Origin of the sequence: Yersinia aleksiciae (genome assembly GCF_001047675.1) — a bacterium.
Lineage (GTDB): Bacteria > Pseudomonadota > Gammaproteobacteria > Enterobacterales > Enterobacteriaceae > Yersinia > Yersinia aleksiciae.
In genome coordinates this window covers 2,141,900-2,162,534 of sequence record NZ_CP011975.1, presented here as the reverse complement: position 1 = coordinate 2,162,534, position 20,635 = coordinate 2,141,900, and the positions used below count along the sequence as shown (strand labels likewise).

Below are 20,635 nucleotides of genomic sequence, written 5' to 3'. Positions count from 1 at the left end.
CATCAGTAAGTGCTTAGGGTGAGTGAACGTCGCTAACCCCCTGCGGCGTCAAGGACGAAGGGGATAATAGGTCAGGGGTCATATGAACGAACAATATTCCGCAATGCGAAGTAACGTCAGTATGCTCGGCAAACTACTCGGGGAAACCATCAAGGAAGCGCTCGGCGAGCACATTCTTGATCGGGTAGAAACCATCCGTAAATTATCTAAATCTTCGCGTGCTGGTAATGAGGCGAGCCGTCAGGAACTGCTGACCACGCTGCAAAATCTGTCCAACGACGAGTTACTGCCGGTAGCCCGTGCTTTTAGCCAATTCCTCAATTTGACGAATACGGCAGAGCAATACCACAGTATTTCGCCACATGGTGAAGCAGCAAGTAACCCGGAAGCCCTGGCCCAACTGTTCACCCGCTTAAAAGATAAAAAGCTGAGCGAGCAAGATATGCGCAGCGCGGTTGATGATTTATCCATCGAACTGGTGTTGACCGCTCACCCAACCGAGATTACTCGCCGTACTTTGATCCATAAACTGGTGGAAGTGAACACCTGCCTGAGCCAGTTGGATCACAATGACTTGGCCGATTACGAACGCAACAAGATCATGCGTCGTTTACGGCAGTTGGTTGCACAATCATGGCATACCGACGAAATTCGTAAAATTCGCCCTTCCCCAGTGGATGAAGCCAAATGGGGCTTTGCTGTGGTCGAAAACAGCCTATGGGAAGGCGTACCCGCTTTCTTGCGCGAGTTTAACGAGCAGTTGCAGAACTCCCTCGATTACCGTTTGCCAGTTGAAGCCGTGCCGATTCGCTTTACTTCATGGATGGGTGGCGACCGCGACGGTAACCCGAATGTGACCGCTGAAATCACCCGCCACGTGCTGCTGCTGAGCCGCTGGAAAGCCACTGATCTGTTCCTGCGTGATATCCAAGTGCTGGTATCAGAGCTGTCAATGTCGGAGTGCACGCCGGAACTGCGTGAGCTGGCCGGTGGCGACGAGGTGCCGGAACCTTATCGCGAGCTGATGAAGCGCGTCCGTACTCAGTTGACCAATACCCAGGTTTATCTGGAAAAACGGCTGAAAGGCGAGCGGGTCTTACCGCCGACTGATTTGCTGGTCAGCAATGACCAACTGTGGGATCCGCTCTACGCCTGCTATCAATCCTTGAAAGCCTGCGGCATGGAGATTATCGCCAACGGTCAGTTGCTGGATACCCTGCGCCGTGTGCGCTGCTTTGGCGTGCCATTGGTGCGTATCGATGTGCGCCAGGAAAGCACTCGCCACACTGACGCCATTGCAGAGTTAACCCGCTATCTGGGCCTCGGCGATTATGAGAGCTGGTCCGAAGCGGACAAACAAGCCTTCCTGATCCGCGAATTGAACTCCAAACGCCCACTGGTCCCACTGAAATGGGAGCCGAGCGCCGATACGCAGGAAGTGCTGGAAACCTGTCGGGTGATTGCTGAAGCACCGGAAGGCTCAATCGCTGCCTATGTTATCTCCATGGCGAAAGTGCCATCGGACGTGCTGGCAGTACATTTGCTGCTGAAAGAAGCGGGTTGCCCGTTCACCCTGCCGGTAGCTCCTCTGTTCGAAACCCTCGATGACCTGAACAACGCTGACGACGTGATGACGCAGTTGCTGAGCATCGACTGGTATCGCGGCCTGATCCAAGGCAAGCAGATGGTGATGATTGGCTATTCTGACTCGGCGAAAGATGCCGGTGTGATGGCAGCGTCTTGGGCGCAATATCGTGCGCAGGATTCTTTGATCAAAACCTGTGAGAAAGCGGGGATCTCCCTGACGCTGTTCCATGGCCGTGGCGGTTCTATCGGTCGCGGTGGCGCACCTGCTCACGCCGCACTGCTCTCTCAGCCTCCGGGCAGCCTGAAAGGCGGTTTACGTGTGACTGAACAAGGCGAGATGATTCGCTTTAAGTTTGGTCTGCCAGAAGTCACCATCAGCAGTCTGGCGCTGTACGCCGGTGCCATTCTGGAAGCCAATCTGCTCCCACCGCCAGAGCCGAAGAAAGAGTGGGTTGAGGTGATGGAAATTCTGTCGAATGCATCCTGCAATATGTATCGCGGCTATGTGCGCGAAAATCCAGAATTTGTCCCTTACTTCCGCTCTGCCACGCCTGAGCTGGAGTTAGGTAAGCTGCCACTGGGTTCACGCCCAGCCAAACGTCGCCCGAACGGCGGTGTTGAGAGCTTACGTGCCATTCCATGGATCTTCGCCTGGACACAAAACCGCCTGATGCTGCCCGCTTGGTTGGGTGCCGGAGCCGGTTTACAAAAAGCGATTGATGCCGGTAAGCGCGATGCGCTCGCCACCATGTGCCGTGACTGGCCGTTCTTCTCGACCCGCATTGGTATGCTGGAGATGGTGTTCGCCAAAGCCGATTTGTGGCTGGCAGAGTATTACGATCAGCGTTTGGTAGATAAATCTTTGTGGCCGCTAGGTCAGCAACTCCGTGATCAGTTGGAAGCGGACATTAAAGTGGTGCTGGCAATTGCCAACGATGATCACTTGATGGCTGATTTGCCGTGGATTGCGGAGTCTATCGCGTTACGTAACGTGTATACCGACCCGCTGAACGTGCTGCAAGCGGAGCTGTTGCACCGTTCGCGCCAGCAAGAACACCCGGATGCCCGCGTTGAGCAGGCATTGATGGTGACCATCGCGGGTGTCGCGGCGGGGATGCGTAATACCGGCTAATTTTAGCGGTCAGACGTTAATCTTTGAGTTCGATGGTTAGGTCAGTGGGTATGTTATTTATGCCCACCGACCGCCAATAGCGAGATCATCAGCACTTACCAGTACTGCTCGCTGGTCATATGCCCCGGTTTACGGCGCAAATGTTTGCGCATCTCACGTTGTTCTTTCAGCAATTGCTGGGTGTCTCGCACCATTTGCGGGTTACCGCACAGCATCACATGACTATCCTTCGCGTCAATACTCAAACCAACCGCCGCTTCCAGTGAGCCATTTTCAATCAATGCTGGCACCCTGCCGGTCAACGAGCCGGGAGATCGCTCGCGACTCACCACGGTCTGGATGCGGAGCTTGCCGTTATAGCGCTGCTCCAGCTGTTGCATCAATGGCAAGTAGCTGAGATCACGGGCAAAACGTGCCGCATGGACCAATACCACATGCTTGAAGCGCTCAAGATCGCGCCCTTCCTGCAAGATAGAGAGATAGGGGCCAATAGCGGTGCCCGTTGCCAGCATCCATAAAGTATCGCAATCCGGTATTTCGTCCAGCACGAAGAAACCTGCGGCCTGTTTGGTCACCATCACTTCACTGCCCACGGCCAGTTGATCCAACCTTGGACTGAGTTTCCCTTCCGGCACAGTGACCAGATAGAACTCCAGATTGTCGTCGCTCGGTGCATTGACGTAAGAGTAGGCCCGTTGTACCCGCTCGCCATTAATATCTAATGCCAGCTTGGCAAATTGACCGGCGGTAAAGGGATCGACGGGTGCATTGACCCGAATACTGAACAGCGCGTCTGTCCAGTGCTCGACGTGAGTAATCTTGCCACTAACCCATTCAGCCATCGTTATGGTCCCCATTAGAAGTCATGCCAAAAGCGCAGGGGGTATTTTAGGGGATTTGGCTAAAAAGTATTATCGATTAAATGTTATAGCGCTGTTTTACTTAGCAGATTTACGCCGCCACTGTGAATTTGGACACTTTAGTTTACGTCAGTGGTGGTTTTATCTGCCAGTCGCCGACTTTGCAATATGTCGTGCTGACTCGCTAAAAAATCTAAATTTGTTAGCTTATGCGCCGATAGTGAGGTGTGCCGCAAAAAACGGCACGTATTACGGCTAATTGACGCATTAAGATAATGAAAAAAATAGAGAATTTTCACCTGCTGGTGATGTTGATCCTGTTGGTTGCCGTGGGTCAGATGGCGCAAACGATCTATGTGCCGGTTATCGCGGATATCGCCCGTGATTTATCCGTTCGTACGGGTGTGGTGCAGCGCGTGATGGCGGCCTACTTGCTGACCTATGGCTTCTCACAGCTGATTTATGGCCCGCTCTCCGACCGGATTGGCCGTCGCCCCGTCATTCTGGCGGGCATGATGATTTTTATGTTAGGCGCATTAGGGGCGTGGCTGGCTGGTAGCTTGACCATGCTGGTAGCGGCCAGCGCTTTGCAAGGCATGGGGACAGGTGTCGCGGGGGTGATGGCGCGAACCATGCCGCGTGACCTCTATTCCGGCACCGCCTTACGTTACGCCAACAGCATGTTAAACATGGGGATTCTGGTCAGCCCGCTAATGGCTCCGGTTATCGGCGGGGTGTTGGCGAATCTGTTTGGCTGGCGCGCTTGCTACGCATTTCTGCTGTTTTTATGCGGTAGTATCGCATTTTGTATGTTCCGCTGGCTGCCAGAAACCCGTCCGCAGCAAACCGAAAAACGGCGAATGTTAGCCAGCTTCCGTCTGTTGTTATCTGATAGCGCCTTTAGCTGCTATTTGGTGATGCTGATTGGCGCATTGGCGGGGATTGCCGTGTTTGAGGCCAGTGCGGGGGTGTTGATGGGCGGCGTGCTTGGGCTAAGCGGCGTGACTGTCAGTATTCTGTTTATCCTACCGATTCCAGCGGCATTTTTTGGCGCATGGTATGCCGGTCGCGACGGCAAAACCTTCCATAGCCTGATGTGGCATTCGGTTATCAGCTGCTTGTTAGCCGGGTTGATGATGTGGATTCCGGGCTGGTTTGGTGTGATGAATATCTGGACGTTGGTGATACCGGCGGCGCTCTTCTTCTTTGGCGCAGGGATGTTATTCCCACTGGCCACCACCGGAGCGATGGAGCCTTTCCCTTATCTGGCGGGCGCGGCGGGGGCATTGGTCGGCGGGCTACAGAATGTGGGATCAGGGCTGGCGACGTGGTTATCAGCCATGCTGCCGCAAACGGGTCAATTTAGTCTGGGGTTGCTGATGTTCGCCATGGCGATTTTGATTTTGCTCTGTTGGTGGCCGTTATCCCATCGGATGCAACCGCAAGAGCATCGCGTTTAAGCGATTGAAAATGTTGGGACTAAAACGGGTACTCAATGCAGTACCCGTTTTTTTACTGACATTTCCTGAGCCGAATTACAGTAAGAACTCGTGTAATGACGGGTCTTTGCGATCCAAGAAATGGGTCGAGCGGATGCGGCGAATGGTGCGGGATTTGCCGCGGATCAGCAGAGTTTCAGTGGTCGCCATGTTCCCTTTGCGATAAATCCCCTCCAGCAGGTCACCTTTGGTAATCCCAGTGGCGGAGAAAATGACGTTGTCATTGCGGGCCATATCCCCTAGTAACAAGACTTTACCCGCTTCGATACCCATAGATTTACAACGTGCCAACTCTTGCTCACCCATGCGGCGGTTTTCTTCGTTATCACCTTTCACCTGATGGCGCGGCAATAAACGGCCTTGCATATCGCCATCCAATGCACGGATCACCGCAGCAGAGATAACCCCTTCAGGCGCACCGCCGATGCAGTACATCACATCCACCTCGCTTTCTGGCATGCAGGTCAGAATGGAGGCCGCAACGTCGCCATCCGGAATGGCGAAGACTTTGACGCCAAGTTGCTGCATTTCGGCGATGATACCGTCATGACGTGGTTTGGCTAGTGTAATGACGGTTAACTCCACCAAGGGCTTATTCAGCTTATTGGCGACATTGCGCAGGTTCTGTTCCAGCGACAAGCTAAGGTCGATAGCCCCTTTCGCGCCTGGGCCAACCACCAGCTTCTCCATATACATATCCGGCGCATGTAAAAATGTGCCTTTATCGCCCACCGCCAGCACTGCCAATGCATTAGCCTGCCCCATGGCGGTCATGCGAGTACCCTCAATGGGGTCAACCGCGATATCAACAGCATCCCCTTGACCCGTGCCGACGTGTTCACCGATAAACAGCATCGGCGCTTCATCGATTTCGCCTTCACCGATAACAATCTGCCCATCAATATTGACCTGATTGAGCATAATGCGCATGGCCTGTACAGCCGCGCCGTCGGCGGCATTTTTATCGCCTCGACCCAGCCACTTATAACCTGCCAGCGCGGCAGCTTCGGTAACACGGGAGAACTCGATGGCTAATTCACGTTTCATGGTTAGACCTGTTGATTGCGGAATGGAAGATTTGAATTGAGTATGGGCGGGAATTCTACCACCCTTCGCGGTTGAAGTCGTAAAGGGGTTAAGGCGCAGCAGTGAGCACATAAAAAAAACGCGCCATCGGGGGACGATAGCGCGTTGATTGCAAAACACGTTCAGCGTAAAACAGGCGGACCGTTACTCTTCGTGCTCTTCCCATGCCTGAGCACGGGCCACGGCTTTCTTCCAACCTTTGTAGCGGAAATCGCGTTCAGTGGTTTCAATCCCTGGGCGGAATTCACGCTCAATGGTGGCCTTGCTTTTCACTTCATCCAGATCATTCCAGAAGCCCGTTGCCAGACCCGCCAAGAATGCCGCACCCAGCGCAGTACTTTCGCGCACAGCCGGACGCTCAACGCGTGTGCCCAGAATATCGGCTTGGAACTGCATCAGGAAGTTGTTGGCCACTGCACCGCCATCGACACGCAGTGATTTCAGGCGAGCACCGGAATCCGCTTGCATCGCATCCAGCACATCACGAGTTTGGTAAGCAATTGACTCCAGTGTTGCGCGGATAATGTGGTTGCTGTTAACACCACGGGTCAGGCCGAAAATCGCACCACGGGCATACGGGTCCCAATAAGGAGCACCCAACCCAGTGAAGGCAGGCACCACGTACACGCCGTTGCTGTCTTTCACTTTAGTCGCGAAGTATTCGGAGTCGGTGGCATCACTGATCAGTTTCAGCTCATCACGCAGCCATTGGATAGATGCGCCGCCGATAAATACCGCACCTTCCAGTGCATAGTTAACTTCACCGCGCGGGCCACAGGCGATAGTGGTTAGCAGCCCATGATTAGACTGAACCGCTTCTGTACCTGTGTTCATCAGCAGGAAGCAGCCCGTGCCATAGGTGTTTTTCGCCATACCGGGTTGCACACAAAGCTGGCCGAACAAAGCCGCTTGTTGATCACCGGCGATCCCCGCGATAGGAATACGCGTCCCGCCTTTACCACCAATGTTGGTCTGGCCGTAAATTTCTGAGGATGGGCGAACTTCAGGCAGCATGGCGCGCGGAATGTTCAGCGCCGCCAACATACGTTCATCCCACTCTTTGGTGCGGATGTTAAACATCATGGTACGTGATGCGTTGGTGTAATCCGTTACGTGTACGCGGCCCTGTGTCATGTTCCACACCAGCCAGGTATCCACGGTACCAAACAGCAACTCGCCGCGCTCAGCACGCTCACGCGCGCCTTCTACGTTATCGAGGATCCATTTCACTTTTGTACCGGAGAAGTAAGGGTCGACCACTAAGCCGGTATTGTGGCGAATGTACTCCTCCAGCCCCTCTTTCTTCAATTTTTCGCAGATATCAGCCGTACGACGGCACTGCCAGACAATAGCGTTATACACCGGCTTACCGGTCGCTTTATCCCAAACAATGGTGGTTTCACGTTGGTTGGTGATGCCGATACCGGCTATCTCATCAGAACTGATACCGGCTTTCGCCAGCACTTCAACCAGGGTGGAACTTTGCGTTGCCCAGATCTCCATTGGGTCATGTTCGACCCAACCCGCTTTCGGGTAGATTTGGGTAAATTCGCGCTGAGAAACACTCACGATATTAGCATCATGATCCATCACCACAGCTCTGGAGCTGGTGGTTCCTTGATCAAGCGCGACAATATATTTTTTTGGAGTCGTATTTTCAGTTGTCATAATAAGCTCACATTTTAAGTTGCCATTTATACCCTTAGTGCTTGAAGTCGCAGGGGTTAGCTGCCTATCTGCCACACCAATGACTTTGGGTATATTTCAATCTATTATTCGATATTTATGCTTTATGTTCTGTGGTCGTGACCGTAGTTTCTTCTTCTTCATCGGCCACACACACATCACATGGCAAATGGCGGCCAATCAGCGCACGATAACCGAATGCACCGAGCAATGCGCCAGCAATAGGCCCGAAGATTGGCACCAAGAAGTAAGGAATATCACGCCCGCCAGTGAAGGCGATTTCGCCCCAACCTGCCAGATAAGCAAATGTTTTTGGACCAAAGTCACGTGCTGGGTTTAACGCGAAGCCAGTCAATGGCCCCATTGATGCACCGATAACGGCGATCAAAATACCAATCAGCAGCGGAGCCAGTGGGCCACGTGGAATACCGTTGCCATCGTCAGTCAGTGCCAAAATCAGGCACATCAGAATGGCGGTAATCACGGTTTCAACCAGGAAAGCCTGGAAAACGGAAATGTGTGGATTTGGATAGGTAGAGAAGATACCCGCCAGATCCAAGCTCTCGGCGCTGCCGCGAACCATCTGATGGGTTTGTTCAAAATCGACGAACAGGTTGTAGTAGAGGCCATACACTAATGCGGCAGCACAAAATGCGCCGGCAACCTGTGCCAAAATATACGGAATAACTTTACGGCGATCAAAGCAGGCGAATAACCACAATGCGATGGTTACAGCCGGATTAAGGTGTGCACCTGAGATTGCTGCTGTCAAATAGATGGCCATGGCAACACCCAGGCCCCAAATAATACTAATTTCCCACTGCCCGAAACTGGCGCCTGCCAACTTCAACGCAGCAACACAACCCACACCAAAAAAGATGAGTAGACCAGTACCGAGGAACTCGGCAATACACTGACCCTTCAAGGTCGAACTAGCGGTTTGGCTCATAGTAGATGTCCTACAGACAGAGATTTATAGGGTATTTCTTATTTTTGCCCTTCGGACCGCGAAGGGAGTGATGTAAATTTATCGTTAACGAGCACAAACGAGAAATAGCGAAATCAAAATGTGTGTAGTACGTCATAAAAATGAGCGATTTCGCGTTATTCATGGCTGTTAAGAGACTTTAAAAGTGTGATCAGACCAGTGGTTTCTGTCCCGCTTGTTAAAAGAATGTATGATTTTACAAGATAGGCTGCCGCCGTCTTTCAGTTTTTACCGATATCTCCTTACACGAAATTGCTACAGAGTGTGGTTTGTGTCCGTATGGCGCTAGACAGGGGGAGACTGGCTACATACAATCGGTTTATCAAGAGCATCGTTTTTATCAAGCTGCGTTGCCTTTATGAAAGAACGCGTTAGAACATAGCGCTTGTTACACTAGTTCGATAGATATATAGCGCGATAAGTATTCACAGCAGTCTCATCTACCGAGGGTTGCTTTAGTCGATAGGGTTATGTCGTACATGGGGTAACTTCGGCGAAGAGTGATGACTGCGACTAAAAGTTGTACGCCTTGCTACCAGAAGGGGACCGAAGAATGTCATTTGAAGTATTTGAGAAATTGGAAGTTAAAGTTCAGCAGGCGATTGATACCATCACTTTGTTACAGATGGAAATTGAAGAGCTGAAAGAGAAAAATAACACCCTGTCCCAAGAAGTTCAGGATGTCGCGGGTGGCCGTGAAGCCTTAGTGCGTGAAAATGAGCAACTAAAGCAAGAGCAGCACGTCTGGCAGGATCGTCTGCGGGCACTGCTGGGAAAGATGGAAGAAGTCTAAGTACTGACTGGCTTTGACGAACTCTTCCTGCTTGAAGTGGCAGGAAAGCAGAAGGGCGATATTGATATCGCCCTTTTTTATGTTTTTCGCTGAGAGATACGTGGGATGTTATTCAATATCCAAGGGTTCTTCTGACAGGATGATACCTGTGTTGTCAGCGTACAAATGGTCACCGGAGAAGAAGGTCACACCGCCAAAGTTAACGCGGATATCACTCTCGCCAATGCCCTCATCGGCAGCACCGACAGGGATCGCGGCCATTGCCTGGATGCCAATATCCAATTCTGCCAGCTCATCAACCTGACGGACGGCACCGTAAACGACAATGCCTTCCCACTCGTTTTTCAACGCCAAATCAGCAAGTTCAGCATTGACTAATGCACGGCGCACCGAGCCACCGCCATCGACGACCAAGACGCGGCCCAGACCATTCTCTTCAAGCAGGTCAAACAACAAGCCGTTATCTTCGAAACATTTTACAGTAGTAATCTTGCCACCAAATGAAGTACGTCCGCCAAAATTGGAGAACAGTGGTTCTACCACATTTACCTCTTCGTGATAGATATCGCAGAGATCGGAAGTATCATATTTCATAGGATTAACGTCTGGTTGCGGCTGGGATGCTAAGTATATCCCTTTCTGGCGGCTGTTGGCAAAAGCATCAATTGTTAAATCTATCCGAGCTGGCCTTCGCATCAGCCCGCTCGGACAAAGAAAGCGGCGGGATTAACTGAATACTAAGCCGACAGCAAACAGGATATTGGTCAGGAGCGCGGCCTTTACCATATGTTCGAGCATCGGGCGCATGCCCGCCGCTGTTGGCTCGCGCAGAACAAACAGTGCATGTTTGACCAGCAATGGGACCGCCAGAATAAAGATCCATCCCGTCCAGCTATGCAGATTCAACGAGCTAAAGAGCGCCAGACAAAAAATAGCGGCGGCAATCAGCAAGGCATGATAATAACGCGCGACAACCGGGCCTAGCCGTACTGCCAGCGTATTTTTGCCATTCGCTCTGTCATTCTCGATATCGCGCAAATTATTGATATTGAGTACCGCAGTAGCCAGTAAACCACAGGCGGTGGCTGGCAGCATGACAATGCTGTCAAAGTGCCCGGCCTGAAGGTAGTAAGTCCCGGCGACACTCAGCCAGCCGAAGAACACCAATACTGAAATATCACCCAACCCCATATAACCATAGGGTTTAGTACCCACGGTGTAGGTAATGGCCGCCACTATGGCCATCAGTCCGAGCAATAAGAAACCTAAAACATCACTGGGTTTTTCACAGGCGATGGCGATAAGTGAGATACCAGAAATAACCGTTAGGCTCACAGTGACAATCAGCGCGACTTTCATTTGATGGCGGGTAATCATCCCTTTCTGCATACCACGCAACGGCCCAATACGCTCTTCGGTATCACTGCCTTTAATCGCATCGCCATAATCATTGGCCAGATTGGATAGAATTTGCAGCAGGCCAGCAGTTAACAAGGCAAGTAAAGCGACGGCGGGTTTAAAACTATCGAGCCAGACAGCCAGTGCTGAGCCAGTGACGATAGAGGCAAAAGCCAGTGGTAGGGTTCGTGGCCGTAGGCTTTCCAGCCAAGCCTGAGTTTGGCTGGTATTGGTTGATAGGCTCATTTTTCGCTTCATGTTATAGGAGTCTGGTCCGCCCATATTGGCGCGTTAAAAAGATTCATGTCTGCCAAGAATAATATCGTCAGAAATAATGTCATCAAAAACAAGAGTGGGAGGCTATGCCTCCCACTCGATATTTATCGGCGGACCATTTTATCCAGCATAAGACTATAAAGCGAATTATAGGATAAAACGACTCAGATCTTCATCTGCAACCAATTCATCCAGATGCTTACCAACATATTCCGCATCAATTGTGATGGATTGGCCATGGCTTTCGCTGGCGTCATAGGAGATATCTTCCATCAAACGCTCCAACACGGTATGCAAACGACGTGCGCCGATATTCTCGGTGCGCTCGTTAACCTGCCACGCTGCTTCGGCGATTTTGCGGATACCTTCGCGAGTAAACTCAACGGTCACACCTTCGGTCGCCATCAATGCTTTGTACTGCTCAGTTAACGAGGCACTCGGTTCAGTCAGAATACGTTCGAAATCATCCGTAGTCAGCGCCTGCAACTCGACGCGAATTGGCAAGCGGCCTTGCAATTCTGGAATAAGATCTGACGGGCTGGAGACCTGGAACGCACCGGAGGCAATAAACAGAATATGGTCAGTTTTTACCATGCCGTGCTTGGTTGAAACGGTGCAACCTTCCACCAGTGGCAGCAAGTCACGCTGTACCCCTTCGCGGGACACATCCGGGCCGGAAGTCTGGCCGCGCTTACAGATTTTATCGATTTCATCGATGAACACGATCCCGTGTTGCTCCACCGCATCAATCGCCTGCTGTTTCAGCTCTTCCGGGTTAACCAGCTTCGCGCCCTCTTCCTCAATCAGCAGTTTGAATGCGTCTTTGATTTTGATTTTGCGCGGTTTCTGTTTCTGACCAGCGATGTTCTGGAACATCGATTGCAGCTGGTTAGTCATCTCTTCCATGCCCGGAGGTGCCATAATCTCAACACCCATCGGTGAAGCAGCCAGATCGATTTCAATCTCTTTGTCATCTAACTGACCTTCACGCAATTTTTTGCGGAAAGCTTGGCGGGTTGCGGATGGCTCTTGGGTTTCATCCGGCTGGCCCCAGTTGTTTTTGGCTGGCGGGATGAGCACGTCCAGAATACGCTCTTCGGCTAACTCTTCTGCCCGATAACGCATTTTCTCAATGGATTGATGACGAACCATTTTTACAGCGGCGTCAGTCAGATCGCGGATAATCGAGTCCACTTCCTTACCAACATAGCCAACTTCGGTGAATTTGGTGGCTTCAACTTTGATGAACGGCGCATTGGCCAGTTTTGCCAGACGGCGGGCAATTTCAGTTTTACCGACACCGGTAGGACCGATCATCAGAATATTTTTAGGGGTAACTTCGTGGCGCAGCTCTTCGTTGAGCTGCATACGACGCCAGCGGTTACGCAGGGCAATGGCCACTGCACGTTTAGCTTTATCTTGGCCGATAATGTAGCTATCAAGTTCGCTGACAATTTCACGTGGGGTCATTTCAGACATGTCACTCTATCCTTACGCTTTGCTCGTTAATAACGCCTGGTACGTTAAAAATACTTAGTACGTTAATTCTTCAATGGTTTGGAAGCGGTTGGTATAGATGCAAATATCCCCCGCAATGCTCAGTGATTTCTCAACAATGTCCCGTGCACCTAATTCGGTATTTTCTAGCAGCGCACGTGCCGCAGACTGGGCATAAGGCCCACCGGAACCGATAGCAATCAGATCATCTTCAGGCTGAACGACATCGCCATTACCGGTAATGATGAGTGAGGCGGTTTCATCGGCAACAGCCAGCAGTGCCTCAAGCTTGCGTAGCATACGGTCTGTGCGCCAGTCTTTGGCTAACTCAACCGCCGCTTTCGTCAGATGGCCCTGGTGCATCTCCAGTTTACGCTCAAACAGTTCAAACAGCGTAAAGGCATCAGCGGTCCCCCCCGCAAACCCCGCAATGACTTTATTGTTATAAAGACGGCGCACTTTTTTAGCATTGCCTTTCATTACCGTATTACCCAGAGTGACCTGGCCATCACCACCGATAACAACATGACCATTACGGCGAACACTTACAATTGTTGTCACGAGCGAACCCTCGTTGCAGACTGAATGGACCCCCATACTGTCTTTCAGAAAAACAGTATGGGGTATATTGAGATTATAAATGGGGGAGGATTACGACTTTTCAACCCCCGACAGCGAGGGGAATGCATCCTGATTGACCAGCATCTTTCAAACGCTGCAAGGTTTTATCTGCCGCCGCTTTGCTGCTGTATGGGCCGAGCACCACGCGATTCCAGCCACCGCCAGCGGTAATGCGGCTTTCGATACCACCAAATGCCAGTTGGGCGCGGATAGATTCAGCCTGATCAACGGCTTTGAATGAACCACATTGCACCATCCAACGTTGCGCTTTTTCTTTCTCTTTTTCCGGCTTCGGCGGTGTAACAGCGGGTGTTACCGGCGCTACAGGCTGGGTACGCGGCGGTGTAGTCACCTGCGACGGTACTGGCGTCTGTGGCTGTGTGGTCACTTGACGTGGCTGCGTTAGCGGTTGTGTCGGTGTGGTCACTTGACGTGGCTGTGTTAGCGGCTGCTGCATATTGGTCGGCGGCGGAGTGATAGTCACCGCTGAACGTGGTACCGAGAGCCCTTGGTTATAAGGCACCTCTGACAGCTGTGTCGGCTGCTGACGCATATCCGCCTGCATCTGCTCAAGTAACTGCCGCTGCTCATTCGTCAGTTGAGTCTGGGAATTAACTTCGCCACCCGCAGAAGGCTCTGTCGGTGTCGGTACGCCAATTTGGCGATTTTCCAGCTCTTTAATGTAGCGCCAGCGCTCTTCCGGCTTAGGTGGTAGCCCATTGCCCGTGCGTGGGTCATGGCTGGGCAACAGCGGAAGTTCACCCGGTTTATTGTGGGTGATGAAATAGAGGCCACCAACAAATACCACTAACAGCGCGACGGCCAGCGCCACCACGGTTTTAGATATTGCTGGAGCACTGCGTTTTTTCCGGCTGGGGCTTTTGCGCCGCGCTCCTGAGCGCCCTCGGCTTACATAATCTCTTTGTGCCACTATCGTTTCGCTGCGTCGTAATGATGGGATAAGTCCGTCATGTTACTGAACCCCTGAATATTTGCCTAGCTTTTAGGCGCAGCAGTACTTTCCCTGATGATTAATTCGGTGTCTAACAAGCGGGAGCCACTTTGTACTGAATGCCCTTGTAACTGCTCGAGTAATAGTAACATGGCTTGCTGACCAATTTGATAACGAGGTTGCGCGACCGTGGTTAAAGGGGGATCGCAATACTGCGACAGCTTGAGGTTGTCAAACCCGACCAGCGAGACATCCTGCGGCACACTTAGCCCCATTCTCTTCGCCTGCCACATGGCCCCTATCGCCATCACATCATTGTGACAAAATATTGCTGTGGGCGGATTGGGTAGTGCCATCAGAGTTGCAAAGGTTTCAGCGCCCGCTTCATAGCTGAAGTCACCACGCAGAATATAGTCGCTATCGACTGCGATACCATTGCGACGCAGTGCTTGAATATAGCCCTGTAGCCGATAATGGCTCAGCGGCAACGTCTCAGGCCCCGCCACACAGGCAATGCGTTTGTGCCCCAACTCATGCAGATAGTTCACCGCTTCATAGGCGGCGGTCAGATTATCGATATGTACCGTGGGCAGCTCCAGCTCAGGTGAGAACTCGTTCGCCATCACCATTGGCGGCAGATTGCGCTGCTCCTCTTTGCTGGCATCAAACGGCAGATTAGAGCCTAACAGCAGCATGCCATCGATCTGCTTGGTAATGATCAGGTTAACAAAGGTGCGCTCTTGCTGGGTTTGTTGTGCGCAGTCGCCAATTAAGATCAAATAATCTTGTTGGGCTGCCGCATGCTCAATGCCCTGAATGATGTCGGCAAAAAACGGATCACTGATATCCGGTACGATGACCAGGATCGTGCGCGATTCATTACGTTTAATGTTGCGAGACAAAGCGTGAGGAGAGTAACCCACAGCCAGAACAGCTTGCTCCACCTTTTGCCGAGTCACTGCTGAAACCTTTTCTGGATTCATCAGTGCGCGTGACACCGTTGCAGTTGAAACGCCTGCCATTCCAGCAACGTCTTTCATGGTGGCTACCGTGAATTCTTTCTTCTCTTCCAACGCCTTTCTCCTTGCTTTGGCTCCCTGCCAGCACTAATTGTTTTGAGATATCCCGAGGCCAATGGCTCAGGATATTAACGAGTTGTCACACGTCAACCTTGGTTATCGGTTAGCCGCACTCATATCCTTTCATGGCAGTGTGGTTTCGGTTAAATACAGACTTTGCGACATTCTATACAGATAGTGGGGGCAATTTGTTACCTAATTTGCATTAAAAGTGTGACATAAGTAGGTTTTTTCGAACTGGCTCGCAGAAAGCAGGGTAAACGATTGCTTAGAGATACAGATCAAATCGCAAATCACCCATTTACGTGACAAATAAGACGAAGAGTTCCTATTACCCAAAGTCATTGGCGTCACAGCTAGGCGGCAAACGAATAAGTCCCGATGAGCTGACATCAGTCAGTAATTCGGGTGAGTGAGTGAAGCCAACAACGCTGTGGCGTCAATTAGGAAGGGTATTACCCAAAGTCATTGGCGTCACAGCTAGGCGGCAAACGAATAAGTCCCGATGAGCTGACATCAGTCAGTGATTCGGGTGAGTGAGTGAAGCCAACAACGCTGTGGCGTCAAGGACGCAGGGTAATTAGCTATCGATGGGATCGACGTCCAACGTCCACTTAACTTTTCGTGCTTGTGGCAACGTATTGATCAGTGGCTGAGAGGTTTTAATCAGCCGTTGCAGCAACTGCCTTGAGGGGTGCTGTAGCAAGAGTTGCCAGCGGAAGCGCCCACCCCGTTTGGCTTGCAAGGCGGGCACTGGCCCCATGATCCACAGGGCATCATCTTTGAGCGGGCTGGCTTCCAATAAATTGCGCAACTGTTGCAGGAAAAGTGCTGATTGCTGATTATCGTGGTCTTCACTGCGCACGATGATATGGCTGGTGTAGGGCGGTAAAAATACACTTTTACGCTCTGCCAGTGCCTGTTTAGCAAAGGCATCGTAGCCCTGTTGCAGCAGGATTTGCAGCAGTGGGTGCTCAGGGTGATGGGTTTGTAAAATGACTTCACCCTGCTTACCGGCGCGGCCCGCGCGGCCTGACACCTGCGTATAGAGTTGAGCAAAGCGCTCCGCTGAGCGGAAATCCGCCGAGAATAGCGCGCCATCGACATCCAATAATGCCACCAGCGTGACATCGGGGAAATGATGCCCTTTCGCCAGCATTTGTGTACCAATCAAAATACGTGCCCCGCCTTGATGGACATCCGCCAAATGCTGCTCCAGCGAACCTTTGCGGCTGGTGGTATCGCGATCGATGCGGGTAATTGGCGTGTCGGGGAACAGCGGAGCCAGCTCATTTTCCAACTGTTCAGTGCCGACGCCCACCGAGACCAGATGAGTGGTGCCGCATTTCGGGCATTGCTGAGGCACGGGCCGCTGGCTGTCGCAATGGTGGCAACGCAACTGGCGGTGATTCTGATGCAAGGTGTAATAGTGGTCGCAGCGCTGGCATTCTGCAATCCAGCCACACTCATGGCACAGTAAAGCCGGTGCATACCCTCGGCGATTCAGGAACAAAATCACTTGGTTATCAGCCTGCAAATGGGCTTTCATCCGTTTCAACAGGGGCTGAGAAAGCCCCACTTTGAGCGGCAGCCCTTTGAGATCCAGCAAGTGCTGCGCGGCGGGTTTGGCATTACCGGCTCGTTTGCTCAGTGTTAATTGGCGATATTTACCCATTTGCACATTATGCAGGGTTTCCAACGCAGGAGTGGCCGTGCCCATCACGATAGGAATGCCCTCTTCACGGGCGCGGAATACCGCTAAATCCCGCGCATGATAGCGCCAACCTTCCTGTTGCTTATAGGAGCTGTCATGCTCCTCATCGATAATGATGACCCCCAGACGGGAGAATGGCGTAAACAGTGCAGAGCGCGTACCAATCACAATCGCGGCTTCGCCATTACGCGCCCGCAACCAGACCGATAAACGCTCACTGTCGTTTAAGCCAGAGTGCAGCACCTCGACTGGCGCATTAAACCGCTCGCGAAAGCGGGCGATAGTCTGCGGGGTTAGGCCAATCTCAGGTACCAACACCAGCGCCTGGCGGCCCTGCGCCAGAATATTTTCCAGCACACTCAGATAAACTTCCGTTTTACCGGAACCCGTCACCCCCGCCAACAACCAAGCGGCAAACTGGGTATCTTCGCTGCGGATCGCGCCTACGGCGGTGGCCTGCTCGGTATTCAGCCGCAGGCGTTCACCCAGTACGGCAAAACCTTGACGCCAATCGGTGGTTGCCACTGCTTGCGAGCGCAGGTCAATCAGCCCCTTGCTGCGCAGAGCTTGTAACGCGCTTTCGGTTAATGCCATTTCATTCACTTGATGGCGATAGACCGGTTTTTGCAATAATGCGGCAAGCGCCTGTTGCTGCTTGGGCGCACGTTTTAAGCTGTCCGGCGGAGTCGCACGACCCTGCTCGGTGGCAAACCATTGCCACAAAGGGGCCGATTGCGCTGGCTTCCCTTGCCGCAACAAAATCGGCAGGGCATGAAACAGCACTTCGCCAATCGGGTAGTGATAGTACTCGGTTGCCCAGCAGAGAATGCGCCACAAGCTGGGTGGAAATAAGCTGCGATCATCCAAAATGGCATCAATGGCTTTCAGCTGCTCAAGGGGGAATACGCTGGTATCACTGATACCCACCACAATGCCGATAGCTTTGCGTTTACCAAACGGCACGCTGACACGAGCACCCACCACCGGGCAGGCCATGGCGCTGTCTAATCGGTAATCAAAGGTACGGGCCAGCGGTACGGGTAAAGCCACTTGAACCACGGACATGTGTTGTCATCCTGAATAAAAAATTGGCCTGAATAAAAAAGATTGAACAGTTTACACCGCATGCTTCACAATGTGCGGATTCGATTGCGCGGCTTTGGCAAATTCTGTATGATTCGCCGCCTTTGGTATAATTCGATATCAAATCCTGTTAACAAGCGTTGGTTACTTTATCAGCGATTGTTAGTTATCAATCGTGTGGTGTCTGGCGGAACAGGGCTGGATAGCGACACGGCCTAAATATAGAGGTTTCCATGAAACAAGGTATCCACCCTAAATACGATTTAGTTACTGCTTCTTGCTCTTGCGGTAACGTTATCAAGATCAACTCTACTGTTGGTCATGACCTGAATCTGGACGTGTGCGGCGAATGCCACCCGTTCTACACTGGCAAGCAGCGTGATGTTGCGACCGGTGGCCGTGTTGACCGCTTCAACAAGCGTTTCAGCGTGCCAGGTGCAGCTAAGAAGTAATCTCTGCCCGTCAGACGAAAAAGGCGCCTTAGGCGCCTTTTTTCATTTCTACTCCCCCATTCACATGCATTGATGAGCAGGGTCGTCGTGGGAAATCAATATTCCCAAGTATCGGGATCAACACCCAATTCACGCATTAAAATCTTCGCGGCTTCCGGGATTTCATCACTGCGCTCTTTACGCAGATCTTCGTCATTCGGCAGCGGCTGTCCAGTAAATGCATGCAAAAAAGCCTCACACAACAGTTCACTGTTGGTGGCATGGCGCAGGTTATTCACCTGACGGCGGGTTCGCTCATCCGTAAGGATTTTTAACACCTTCAGCGGAATGGATACCGTAATTTTTTTGACCTGTTCGCTTTTCTTGCCGTGTTCAGCGTAAGGGCTGACATACTCGCCGTTCCACTCAGCCATGGGACACCTTAAATTTATCGGAAAAATACTAAATTCTGAAAACGGGCCAATTATGCCCGATCTTCGCTGTTCTCACTAAGTAAATGTCAATTTTACTAGACTAACATCACTCATTTAATCATTTTCGCTATTTATTAATAGCCCATACCTTTCTCTGTCGCCTTTGCGATGAAACAAAACCTCACCGAAACCTGACTGACATCATTAAGATATCTAAAACCTCTATAATTTTAGCGGTTATTATTCCATTGCTCAATCTATACGCAAAGAAGTTTAGATGTCCAGATGTATTGACGTCCGTAATTTGTGCGTCTACTCTGACGTAACATTTTCTCGATCCCGGCTGGTGGAAATCCATATGACGCGTAAACAGGCAACAATAGCAGTCCGTAGCGGGTTGAATGACGACGAGCAATACGGCTGCGTTGTCCCCCCGATTCACCTCTCCAGTACTTACAACTTTATCGATTTCAATCAGCCACGCGCCCATGACTATTCACGGCGTGGTAACCCGACGCGTGATGTGGTGCAGCGGGCTTTGGCTGAACTGGAAGGGGGGGCCGGTGCGGTCATGACCAGCAGCGGGATGTCGGCGATTCATTTGGTTTGCACCACCTTTCTTAAACCGGGCGATCTGTTGGTCGCACCCCATGACTGTTACGGTGGCAGCTACCGTTTATTCGATAGCCTGAGCAAGCGCGGGGCGTACCGCGTGCTGTTTGTTGATCAGGGTGATGAAGTGGCCCTAAGCCGCGCATTAGCTGAAAAACCTAAGCTGGTATTGATTGAAACACCCAGTAATCCGTTACTGCGGGTGGTGGATATTGCCGCCATCTGCAAAGCAGCCCATGCTGTCGGCGCACTGACTGTTTGCGACAATACCTTCCTCAGCCCAGCCTTGCAGCAGCCGCTCGCTTTGGGCGCGGACCTGGTGGTGCACTCCTGTACCAAATATCTAAATGGCCACTCCGATGTGGTGGCCGGTGCGGTGATTGCCAAAGATCCTGAGCTGGCAGTCGAGCTGGCCTGGTGGGCGAATAATATCGGTGTCACTGGCGCGGCCTTTGATAGCTACCTGTTATTACGCGGTTTGCGTACCTTGTCGCCACGTATGGCTCAACAGCAACGGAATGCCGACGACATCGTTCGTTATTTACAGCAGCAGCCTTTGGTGAAAAAGCTGTATCATCCTTCTCTGCCACAACATCCCGGCCACGAAATTGCTTGCCGTCAGCAGTCAGGTTTTGGTGCGATGCTCAGTTTTGAGTTCGATGGTGATGAGCAGGTGTTACGTCGTTTCCTCTCTGCCCTTGAGCTATTTACCTTGGCGGAGTCTTTGGGCGGCGTGGAGAGCCTGATTTCCCATGCGGCGACCATGACCCATGCCGGTATGGCGCCAGAAGCGCGCACTGCCGCAGGGATTACTGATAGCTTGTTGCGTATTTCCGTGGGTATTGAAGACAGCGAAGATTTGATTGCCGATTTGGAAAATGCCTTCCAGTTGGCGGGAACGAGGTAA

17 protein-coding genes are annotated in these 20,635 nt (G+C 51.8%); 5 read left to right on the top strand and 12 right to left on the bottom strand.

Features of this window, described 5'->3' with window-relative positions; all coding sequences use genetic code 11:
- Positions 1 to 82: 82 nt before the first annotated feature.
- Positions 83 to 2,719: a phosphoenolpyruvate carboxylase gene (gene ppc / locus ACZ76_RS09755; protein WP_048618775.1), complete on the top strand. Its 2,637-nt coding sequence runs from the start codon at positions 83 to 85 to the stop codon at positions 2,717 to 2,719.
- Positions 2,720 to 2,814: 95 nt separating this feature from the next.
- Here ppc and fpr read toward each other — a convergent pair whose 3' ends face one another.
- On the bottom strand, positions 2,815 to 3,561 hold the full coding sequence (gene fpr / locus ACZ76_RS09750; RefSeq protein WP_048618774.1) for a ferredoxin--NADP(+) reductase: 747 nt from the start codon (positions 3,559 to 3,561) through the stop codon (positions 2,815 to 2,817).
- Between the two features lie 293 nt (positions 3,562 to 3,854).
- Here fpr and emrD point away from each other — a divergent pair, with 293 nt between their 5' ends.
- Positions 3,855 to 5,039 carry a multidrug efflux MFS transporter EmrD gene (emrD, locus tag ACZ76_RS09745; protein WP_048618773.1) on the top strand — a complete coding sequence of 395 codons (1,185 nt, stop codon included), beginning with the start codon at positions 3,855 to 3,857 and terminating at the stop codon, positions 5,037 to 5,039.
- A 75-nt stretch (positions 5,040 to 5,114) separates the two neighbouring features.
- Here emrD and glpX read toward each other — a convergent pair whose 3' ends face one another.
- The 3 genes from glpX to ACZ76_RS09730 all read right to left on the bottom strand — a co-directional run bounded on the left by glpX (position 5,115) and on the right by ACZ76_RS09730 (position 8,799).
- Positions 5,115 to 6,125, bottom strand: coding sequence for a class II fructose-bisphosphatase (glpX, locus tag ACZ76_RS09740; RefSeq protein WP_048618772.1), 1,011 nt, complete (start codon positions 6,123 to 6,125; stop codon positions 5,115 to 5,117).
- A 183-nt stretch (positions 6,126 to 6,308) separates the two neighbouring features.
- A complete protein-coding gene (glpK, locus tag ACZ76_RS09735; RefSeq protein WP_048618771.1) occupies positions 6,309 to 7,832 on the bottom strand; it encodes a glycerol kinase GlpK in 1,524 nt (507 codons plus the stop codon).
- A 115-nt stretch (positions 7,833 to 7,947) separates the two neighbouring features.
- Complete coding sequence (locus ACZ76_RS09730) at positions 7,948 to 8,799, bottom strand: MIP/aquaporin family protein (RefSeq protein WP_048618770.1); 852 nt, start codon at positions 8,797 to 8,799, stop codon at positions 7,948 to 7,950.
- Positions 8,800 to 9,391: 592 nt separating this feature from the next.
- Here ACZ76_RS09730 and zapB point away from each other — a divergent pair.
- Positions 9,392 to 9,631 carry a cell division protein ZapB gene (gene zapB / locus ACZ76_RS09725; RefSeq protein ID WP_004876124.1) on the top strand — a complete coding sequence of 80 codons (240 nt, stop codon included), beginning with the start codon at positions 9,392 to 9,394 and terminating at the stop codon, positions 9,629 to 9,631.
- A gap of 108 nt (positions 9,632 to 9,739) precedes the next feature.
- On the opposite strand, the gene rraA is transcribed toward zapB, so the two are convergent.
- From rraA to priA, 7 genes are all read right to left on the bottom strand, one after another.
- A complete protein-coding gene (gene rraA, locus ACZ76_RS09720) occupies positions 9,740 to 10,225 on the bottom strand; it encodes a ribonuclease E activity regulator RraA (RefSeq protein ID WP_025379983.1) in 486 nt (161 codons plus the stop codon).
- A 132-nt stretch (positions 10,226 to 10,357) separates the two neighbouring features.
- Positions 10,358 to 11,275: a 1,4-dihydroxy-2-naphthoate polyprenyltransferase gene (locus ACZ76_RS09715; RefSeq protein WP_048618769.1), complete on the bottom strand. Its 918-nt coding sequence runs from the start codon at positions 11,273 to 11,275 to the stop codon at positions 10,358 to 10,360.
- 177 nt (positions 11,276 to 11,452) lie between these two features.
- Positions 11,453 to 12,784, bottom strand: coding sequence for an HslU--HslV peptidase ATPase subunit (gene hslU, locus ACZ76_RS09710; protein WP_048618768.1), 1,332 nt, complete (start codon positions 12,782 to 12,784; stop codon positions 11,453 to 11,455).
- A 54-nt stretch (positions 12,785 to 12,838) separates the two neighbouring features.
- On the bottom strand, positions 12,839 to 13,363 hold the full coding sequence (hslV, locus tag ACZ76_RS09705) for an ATP-dependent protease subunit HslV (RefSeq protein WP_004714422.1): 525 nt from the start codon (positions 13,361 to 13,363) through the stop codon (positions 12,839 to 12,841).
- 100 nt (positions 13,364 to 13,463) lie between these two features.
- The gene (gene ftsN / locus ACZ76_RS09700) at positions 13,464 to 14,354 is read right to left on the bottom strand and encodes a cell division protein FtsN (protein WP_048618767.1); all 891 of its coding nucleotides are present in this window, start codon (positions 14,352 to 14,354) and stop codon (positions 13,464 to 13,466) included.
- A 65-nt stretch (positions 14,355 to 14,419) separates the two neighbouring features.
- Positions 14,420 to 15,448, bottom strand: a complete 1,029-nt coding sequence (gene cytR / locus ACZ76_RS09695) for a DNA-binding transcriptional regulator CytR (RefSeq protein WP_048618766.1) — start codon at positions 15,446 to 15,448, stop codon at positions 14,420 to 14,422.
- A 586-nt stretch (positions 15,449 to 16,034) separates the two neighbouring features.
- Entirely contained in the window at positions 16,035 to 18,233 is a 2,199-nt protein-coding gene (gene priA / locus ACZ76_RS09690; RefSeq protein ID WP_048618765.1) for a primosomal protein N', read from the bottom strand.
- Positions 18,234 to 18,484: 251 nt separating this feature from the next.
- Here priA and rpmE point away from each other — a divergent pair, with 251 nt between their 5' ends.
- Positions 18,485 to 18,703 (top strand): 50S ribosomal protein L31, encoded by a 219-nt coding sequence (rpmE, locus tag ACZ76_RS09685; protein WP_004876115.1) that lies wholly within the window; start codon positions 18,485 to 18,487, stop codon positions 18,701 to 18,703.
- A 95-nt stretch (positions 18,704 to 18,798) separates the two neighbouring features.
- Here rpmE and metJ read toward each other — a convergent pair whose 3' ends face one another.
- Entirely contained in the window at positions 18,799 to 19,116 is a 318-nt protein-coding gene (metJ, locus tag ACZ76_RS09680) for a met regulon transcriptional regulator MetJ (protein WP_004392248.1), read from the bottom strand.
- Between the two features lie 358 nt (positions 19,117 to 19,474).
- Here metJ and metB point away from each other — a divergent pair, with 358 nt between their 5' ends.
- A complete protein-coding gene (gene metB, locus ACZ76_RS09675; protein WP_048618764.1) occupies positions 19,475 to 20,635 on the top strand; it encodes a cystathionine gamma-synthase in 1,161 nt (386 codons plus the stop codon).

Bases quoted from the DNA above. Each gene is read 5' to 3' on its own strand.
- ppc (WP_048618775.1), top strand. From the start codon at position 83: ATGAACGAACAATATTCCGCAATGCGAAGTAACGTCAGTATGCTCGGC.
- fpr (WP_048618774.1), bottom strand. From the start codon at position 3,561: ATGGCTGAATGGGTTAGTGGCAAGATTACTCACGTCGAGCACTGGACA.
- emrD (WP_048618773.1), top strand. From the start codon at position 3,855: ATGAAAAAAATAGAGAATTTTCACCTGCTGGTGATGTTGATCCTGTTG.
- glpX (WP_048618772.1), bottom strand. From the start codon at position 6,125: ATGAAACGTGAATTAGCCATCGAGTTCTCCCGTGTTACCGAAGCTGCC.
- glpK (WP_048618771.1), bottom strand. From the start codon at position 7,832: ATGACAACTGAAAATACGACTCCAAAAAAATATATTGTCGCGCTTGAT.
- ACZ76_RS09730 (WP_048618770.1), bottom strand. From the start codon at position 8,799: ATGAGCCAAACCGCTAGTTCGACCTTGAAGGGTCAGTGTATTGCCGAG.
- zapB (WP_004876124.1), top strand. From the start codon at position 9,392: ATGTCATTTGAAGTATTTGAGAAATTGGAAGTTAAAGTTCAGCAGGCG.
- rraA (WP_025379983.1), bottom strand. From the start codon at position 10,225: ATGAAATATGATACTTCCGATCTCTGCGATATCTATCACGAAGAGGTA.
- ACZ76_RS09715 (WP_048618769.1), bottom strand. From the start codon at position 11,275: ATGAGCCTATCAACCAATACCAGCCAAACTCAGGCTTGGCTGGAAAGC.
- hslU (WP_048618768.1), bottom strand. From the start codon at position 12,784: ATGTCTGAAATGACCCCACGTGAAATTGTCAGCGAACTTGATAGCTAC.
- priA (WP_048618765.1), bottom strand. From the start codon at position 18,233: ATGTCCGTGGTTCAAGTGGCTTTACCCGTACCGCTGGCCCGTACCTTT.
- rpmE (WP_004876115.1), top strand. From the start codon at position 18,485: ATGAAACAAGGTATCCACCCTAAATACGATTTAGTTACTGCTTCTTGC.
- metJ (WP_004392248.1), bottom strand. From the start codon at position 19,116: ATGGCTGAGTGGAACGGCGAGTATGTCAGCCCTTACGCTGAACACGGC.
- metB (WP_048618764.1), top strand. From the start codon at position 19,475: ATGACGCGTAAACAGGCAACAATAGCAGTCCGTAGCGGGTTGAATGAC.